Genomic DNA, 6,423 nt, shown 5'->3' with positions numbered 1-6,423 from the left:
TATCTCGAAGGCCGATTCGCGGTCCACGGCTTTCTCATAGACGCCAGCGACCAGGGAACCATCGATCAGGGCCTTGCGCTGCTCGGCCGTGATGGGGCCGAGCTGGCTGCCGGGTGGAATCACGAACACGCGCTCGGTCACGCTGGGGCGGCCTTTATCGTCGAGGAAGCTGACCAGGGCCTCGCCCACAGCCAGCTCGGTGATGGCTGCGGCAATGTCCAGGCCGGGATTGGGGCGCATGGTGGAGGCGGCCGAGGTTACGGCCTTCTGGTCGCGTGGGGTGAATGCGCGCAAGGCATGCTGCACGCGGTTGCCCAGCTGCCCAAGCACGCTATCGGGAACGTCCAGCGGGTTCTGGGTGACGAAGTACACGCCCACGCCCTTGGAGCGCACCAGGCGCACGACCAGCTCGATGCGCTCGATCAGCACCTTGGGCGCATCGTTGAACAGCAGGTGGGCCTCGTCGAAGAAGAACACCAGCTTGGGCTTCTCGGGATCGCCGATTTCCGGCAACTGCTCGAACAGCTCGGACAGAAGCCAGAGCAAAAAAGTCGAGTACAGGCGCGGCGCGTTCATCAGCTTGTCCGCCGCCAGCACATTGACCACACCCATGCCGTTGGCGTCGGTCTGCATCAGATCGTTGATGTCGAGCATGGGCTCGCCAAAGAATTTGTCGCCGCCTTGGCTTTCAATGCCCAGCAGTCCACGCTGTATGGCGCCCACACTGGCCGAGCTGATGTTGCCGTACTGGGTGGTGAACTGCTTGGCGTTGTCGCCCACAAAGTTCAGCATGGCGCGCAGATCCTTGAGATCCAGCAGCAGCATGCCGTTGTCGTCGGCGATCTTGAACACCAGATTGAGCACGCCCATCTGGGTTTCGTTCAGATTCAGCATGCGGCCGATCAGCAGCGGGCCCATGTCCGAGATGGTGGCGCGCACGGGATGGCCCTGCTCGCCGAACACATCCCACAGCGTGGCGGGGCAGGCCAGGGGCTGGGGCAGGTCCAGGCCGCGTTCCTTGAGCGAGGCGGCCAGCTTGCCTTCTATCTTGCCGGCCTGGCTGATGCCGCTCAGGTCTCCTTTGACGTCGGCCATGAAGACCGGCACGCCGATCTGCGAGAAGCTCTCGGCCAGTTTTTGCAGCGTGACGGTCTTGCCGGTGCCGGTGGCGCCGGTGATCAGGCCATGCCGATTGGCCAGTCCGGGCAGCAGGACACATTCTGTGGCAGAGTGCTGGGCAATCAAAAGGGGTGAAGCCATTTCGGGTTTCCTCTGGGGGGGCATGCAGTCAAAAGTAAAATCGCTCCCGCTAGGTTAAATCAAATATCAAAGGATTCCCTGTGGCAGGACACAGCAAATGGGCCAACATCCAGCACCGCAAGGGGCGCCAGGATGAAAAACGTGGCCGCATCTGGACGCGCATCATTCGTGAAATCATGGTCGCAGCCCGCCAAGGCGGCGGCGATCTGAGTGCGAACCCGCGTCTGCGTCTGGCAGTGGACAAGGCCAAGGCCGCCAATATGCCGGCCGACAATATCAAGCGCAATATCGACAAGGCCACGGGCAATCTCGACGGCGTGACCTATGAGGAAATCCGTTACGAAGGCTATGGCATCGGCGGCGCGGCCATCATTGTGGACACAATGACGGACAATCGCGTACGTACGGTGGCCGATGTTCGCCATGCATTCAGCAAGTACGGTGGCAATATGGGCACCGAAGGCTCGGTGGCCTTCCAGTTCAAGCATGTGGGTCAGATCATGTTCGCCCCCGGCACGGACGAAGAAAAAGTCATGGAGATCGCACTGGAGGCTGGCGCCGACGATGTGATCACCGATGACGAAGGTGGCATCGAGGTGCTGACGGCCCCCGGCGACTTTGAAGCCGTGCGTGATGCACTGCAGGCCGCCGGCTTTACCGCCGACATGGCCGAGGTGACCATGCGCCCCGAAAATACAATCGCTCTCGAAGGCGATGATGCAGCTCGCATGCAGAAGCTGCTGGACATGATTGAAGACTTGGATGACGTTCAAGACGTCTACCACAACGCAGAACTATGAAAATTCTTGTGATTGGCGGCGGTGGCCGTGAGCACGCTCTGGCGTGGAAGTTGGCCGAATCGCCCAAGGCGACCAAGGTCTATGTGGCTCCCGGTAACGGTGGCACAGCCCTGGCTGGCGGCAAGCTGGAGAACCTCGACATCACCGATGTGAAGGCTCTGCGCGAATGGGCCCAGGCCGAAAAGATTGCCGTGACCGTGGTGGGGCCCGAGGCTCCGCTGGCGGCTGGTGTGGTCGATGAGTTCCGTGCCCATGGACTCAAGGTCTTTGGTCCGACCAAGGCTGCAGCGCAGCTGGAGTCCTCCAAGGCCTACTCCAAGGACTTCATGGCGCGCCACAGCATCCCCACGGCGCAATATGAAACCTTCACCGACGCCGTCGCGGCCCATGCCTACGTGGATCGCCTGGGTGCTCCCATCGTCATCAAGGCCGACGGTCTGGCTGCAGGCAAGGGGGTGGTGGTGGCCATGTCGCTGCAGGAAGCCCACGATGCCGTGGACTTCATGCTGGTGGACAATAAGTACGGTGTTCAGCACAACGAAGGCGGTGCACGCGTCGTGATCGAGGAGTTCCTCGAGGGCGAGGAAGCCAGCTTCATCGTGCTGTGCGACGGCAAGAACGTGCTGGCGCTGGCGACCAGTCAGGACCACAAGCGTCTCAAGGATGGCGACCAGGGCCCCAATACCGGCGGCATGGGCGCTTATTCGCCTGCGCCCGTGGTGACGGCCGATGTGCATGCCCGCGCCATGCGCGAGATCATCCTGCCCACCATCCGCGGCATGGAAAAAGACGGCGTGCCCTACACCGGCTTCCTGTATGCAGGTCTGATGATCGACAAGGCCGGCCATCTCAAGACGCTGGAGTTCAATTGCCGCATGGGCGATCCGGAAACCCAGCCCATCATGATGCGTCTGAAGAGCGATCTGGTGGACGTGATGCTGGCAGCCTGCGAAGGCAAGCTGGATCAGCTGGAGCTGCAGTGGGACCGTCGTACCGCACTGGGCGTGGTCATGGCTGCCGCCGGCTACCCTGAAAGCCCGCGCAAGGGCGATGTCATCACGGGCCTGCCCGCCGCCGCCGACGATGCCATGGTCTTCCATGCCGGCACCCAGCTGGGCGATGACGGCCAGCCTGTGACCAGCGGTGGTCGCGTGCTGTGTGTGACCGTGCTGGCCGACAGTGTCAAGCAGGCGCAGCAGAAGGTGTATGACGTGGCACGTGGCATCCATTTCGATGGCGCCCAGTATCGTCGCGACATCGGCTTCCGCGCCGTCAAGAAAGCCGACTGATGATCCAGGCATCCTCATCTTCTGTGGCTGATCAGCTGCCTGCGGCCGAGGTGCGTGAGTACCTGATGGGTCTGCAGACCCGCATCACCGATGCGCTGGAAGCGATCGAAGGCGAGGGTGGTGCGCGTTTTCTGGCAGATGCCTGGCACAAGGAGCCGGGCGAGAAGCTGCAAGGCAACGGCGTCACCAAGATCATGGAAGGCGGGCGCGTGTTCGAGCGCGCAGGCTGCGGTTTCTCGCATGTGCGCGGGCCACAGCTGCCGCCTTCGGCCACACAGCACCGGCCCGAGCTGGCAGGTGCGCCGTTCGAGGCCATGGGTGTATCGCTGGTATTTCACCCGCGCAATCCCCTGGTGCCCACGGTGCACATGAATGTGCGCATGATATCGGCCGGCCATGAGGGCCAGCCCAAGACCTGCTGGTTTGGCGGCGGCATGGATTTGACGCCGGTCTACGGCTTTGAGGAAGATGCCGTGCATTTCCACCAGACCTGCCGCGATGCACTGGCAGCGTTTGGCGAGCCGCTCTATCCACGCTTCAAGCAATGGTGCGACGAGTATTTCTTCCTCAAGCATCGCAACGAGCAGCGCGGCATTGGCGGCATCTTCTTCGATGATTTCAGCGAACTGGGTCAGCAGCAGAGCTTTGCCATGCTGCGCTCGGTGGGCGATGCCTTTCTGAAGGCCTATCTGCCCATCGTGGAGCGCCGCAAGAATTTGCCTTACACCCCGCAGCAGGTGGACTTTCAGCGATACCGCCGTGGGCGCTATGTGGAGTTCAACCTGGTCTGGGACCGCGGCACGCATTTCGGCCTGCAGTCCGGCGGCCGTACTGAATCCATTTTGCTGTCCATGCCGCCCCACGCGGACTGGAGCTATCAGCGCGAGGATGCACCGGGTACCCCTGAGCGTGATTTGCTGGATAAATTCCTGATTCGCCGCGACTGGCTGTAATCAGTCTGTTTCCTTGCCGGCAGCGCATAAAGCCCTGTCAGCAAGGAAATTTTTAGAAAACTATAATTTCCATAGCTGGATGCGCTATCGACTGGCGCGTCAACCTTTTTCAATGCGTGAAGAGCACGGGTCTTAGGGGCCCGAACGCAGACGCTAACCCAGCCCTGATACGGGTGTGGCGCAGCACACGCTATATTGATCCCATCATTTACTGATTCCATCGCCTGATGACCACCTCCACCAAATCGGATTCCGCAGCCAAGCGCGACGTCACCAAACTCCAGCGAGCCATTGTTGACGGTCTCGAAGACGTCAAGGCCCACGACATCCAGGTGTTCAACACCGAAGCACTGTCGCCGCTGTTCGAGCGCGTGATCGTGGCCTCGGGTACTTCCAACCGCCAGACCAAGGCACTTGCCTCCAGCGTGCGCGAAGCCGTCAAGGAAGCAGGGTTTCCCGTGCCCCGCCAGGAAGGTGAGCAAAACGGCGAATGGATCATCGTGGACTGCGGCTCGGTTGTCTGCCACATCATGCAGCCGGCCATCCGTCAGTACTACCGCCTGGAAGAAATCTGGGGTGAGACACCGGTGCGCATGAAGATCGGTGCCGCCAAGCCCAAGCCCGCCGAAGTGGCCGCCAAGAAGCTGGCTGCCAAGCTGGCCGTGGAAAAGGCTGCTGCGGAAAACACCGTGGTCGAGAAAAAGCCTGCTGCCAGGAAGGCCGTGGCCAAGAAGCCCGCCACCAAGACGGCCGCCGGTGCCAAGCCTGCAGCCAAGAAGCCTGCTGCCAAGTCCGCCGCTGCCAAGACGGTCAAGACCGTGGTCGTCAAGCCCAGCACGCCCCGTACTGCCAAGCCGGTTGCGGCCAAACCCGCAGCCAAGCGTGCTCCCCGCGCCAAGGCCTAAATGAAGCTGACCATCGTGGCTGTAGGCCTGCATGTGCCCGACTGGGCGCAGACGGCCTACGACGATTACGCCAAGCGCTTTCCACCCGAACTCAAGGTCGAACTCAAGGCCGTCAAGACCGAGCCGCGCGGCTCCAAGACGCTGGAGACCCTGTATGCGGCAGAGCGCAAGCGTATCGAAGCGGCCATTCCCAGAGGTACCCGCATCGTGGTGCTCGATGAGCGCGGCACCAATCTGACCACCAAGGCGCTGGCCCAGCGTCTCAAGGGCTGGCAGCTCGAGAGCGACGATGTGGCCCTGGTCATCGGCGGCCCCGACGGGCTGGACCCCGAGTTCAAGGCCGCGGCACACGAGCGCATCCGTCTCTCCGACCTGACCCTGCCGCATGCCATGGTGCGCGTGCTGCTGATCGAGCAGCTCTACCGCGCCTGGTCGGTCAATGCCGGCCATCCCTACCATCGCGAATAAGCGCTTGTGATCGGACTCTGCGTGCAATTTCGCGCAGTGCGTGATACTATGATTTTGATAGCCTGTAGCGCTTTATATATGGGCGCTAGAGGCCATTTTTAATCAAAATCATGGCGCCATTTCTCTATCTTGCATCCCAAAGTCCCCGCCGTCGTCAACTGCTCGAGCAGCTGGGTGTGGCGCATGAATTGCTGCTGCCCAATGCGGCCGGCGACATCGCCGAGGATGCCGAGGCCATAGAGGCCGAGCTGACTGGGGAAGACCCCCATGACTATGTGCAGCGCGTGACGGCAGGCAAGCTCGATGCGGCCGTGGCCCGCCATGCGCGGCGTGGTCTGCCGGCAGCGCCCATTCTGTGCTCGGACACCACCGTAGCACTGGGCAAGCAGAATCTGGGAAAGCCCACCGATGCCGAAGACGCGCGACGCATTCTGCGCCTGCTCTCCGGGGCCGAACATGAGGTGCTGACTGCCGTGGCGCTGCAAAGCGGTGTGCGGCGTCTGCAGGCCCTGTCGGTGTCTACCGTGCGCTTTGCGCCCATGACCGAGGCGCAGATCGATGCCTATGTGCTCACGGGCGAACCCATGGGCAAGGCCGGTGCCTATGGCATACAGGGCAGGGCGGCCGCACATATTGCAGAAATCCGCGGCAGCTATTCGGCCATCATGGGCCTGCCCGTTTATGAAACTGCCGAGCTTTTGCGCCAGCTGGGCTGGCCGCTCTGAACCTTTGGCGCAATCGACACTCT

General features: G+C 61.9%; 7 protein-coding genes. 6 read left to right on the top strand and 1 reads right to left on the bottom strand.

Annotation, left to right across the window (positions count from 1 at the left end):
* The coding region (locus tag P353_RS09280; protein ID WP_034368379.1) for a helicase HerA-like domain-containing protein at nt 1-1,260 on the bottom strand (1,260 nt) is incomplete at its 3' end.
* An 80-nt stretch (nt 1,261-1,340) separates the two neighbouring features.
* Here P353_RS09280 and P353_RS09275 point away from each other — a divergent pair.
* The 6 genes from P353_RS09275 to P353_RS09250 all read left to right on the top strand — a co-directional run bounded on the left by P353_RS09275 (nt 1,341) and on the right by P353_RS09250 (nt 6,400).
* Entirely contained in the window at nt 1,341-2,060 is a 720-nt protein-coding gene (locus P353_RS09275) for a YebC/PmpR family DNA-binding transcriptional regulator (RefSeq protein ID WP_003053891.1), read from the top strand.
* On the top strand, nt 2,057-3,349 hold the full coding sequence (purD, locus tag P353_RS09270) for a phosphoribosylamine--glycine ligase (RefSeq protein ID WP_034368324.1): 1,293 nt from the start codon (nt 2,057-2,059) through the stop codon (nt 3,347-3,349). Before P353_RS09275 ends, purD begins: the two co-directional genes overlap by 4 nt.
* Nucleotides 3,349-4,302 (top strand): oxygen-dependent coproporphyrinogen oxidase, encoded by a 954-nt coding sequence (gene hemF, locus P353_RS09265; protein WP_052084809.1) that lies wholly within the window; start codon nt 3,349-3,351, stop codon nt 4,300-4,302. The genes purD and hemF overlap by 1 nt, the downstream gene beginning before the upstream one ends.
* 227 nt (nt 4,303-4,529) lie before the next feature.
* Nucleotides 4,530-5,207: a ribosome silencing factor gene (rsfS, locus tag P353_RS09260; protein WP_034368321.1), complete on the top strand. Its 678-nt coding sequence runs from the start codon at nt 4,530-4,532 to the stop codon at nt 5,205-5,207.
* On the top strand, nt 5,208-5,675 hold the full coding sequence (rlmH, locus tag P353_RS09255) for a 23S rRNA (pseudouridine(1915)-N(3))-methyltransferase RlmH (protein WP_003053899.1): 468 nt from the start codon (nt 5,208-5,210) through the stop codon (nt 5,673-5,675).
* Nucleotides 5,676-5,785: 110 nt separating this feature from the next.
* Nucleotides 5,786-6,400, top strand: a complete 615-nt coding sequence (locus P353_RS09250) for a Maf family protein (RefSeq protein WP_034368318.1) — start codon at nt 5,786-5,788, stop codon at nt 6,398-6,400.
* Nucleotides 6,401-6,423: the final 23 nt, after the last annotated feature.

The sequence above is a fragment of the Comamonas testosteroni genome (assembly GCF_000761245.1).
Lineage (GTDB): Bacteria > Pseudomonadota > Gammaproteobacteria > Burkholderiales > Burkholderiaceae_C > Comamonas > Comamonas testosteroni_C.
Note: the sequence above shows the minus strand (reverse complement) of the source record. Positions and strands in the feature narration are given on the sequence as shown.

Bases quoted from the DNA above. Each gene is read 5' to 3' on its own strand.
- hemF (WP_052084809.1), top strand. From the start codon at position 3,349: ATGATCCAGGCATCCTCATCTTCTGTGGCTGATCAGCTGCCTGCGGCC.
- P353_RS09250 (WP_034368318.1), top strand. From the start codon at position 5,786: ATGGCGCCATTTCTCTATCTTGCATCCCAAAGTCCCCGCCGTCGTCAA.
- rlmH (WP_003053899.1), top strand. From the start codon at position 5,208: ATGAAGCTGACCATCGTGGCTGTAGGCCTGCATGTGCCCGACTGGGCG.
- purD (WP_034368324.1), top strand. From the start codon at position 2,057: ATGAAAATTCTTGTGATTGGCGGCGGTGGCCGTGAGCACGCTCTGGCG.
- rsfS (WP_034368321.1), top strand. From the start codon at position 4,530: ATGACCACCTCCACCAAATCGGATTCCGCAGCCAAGCGCGACGTCACC.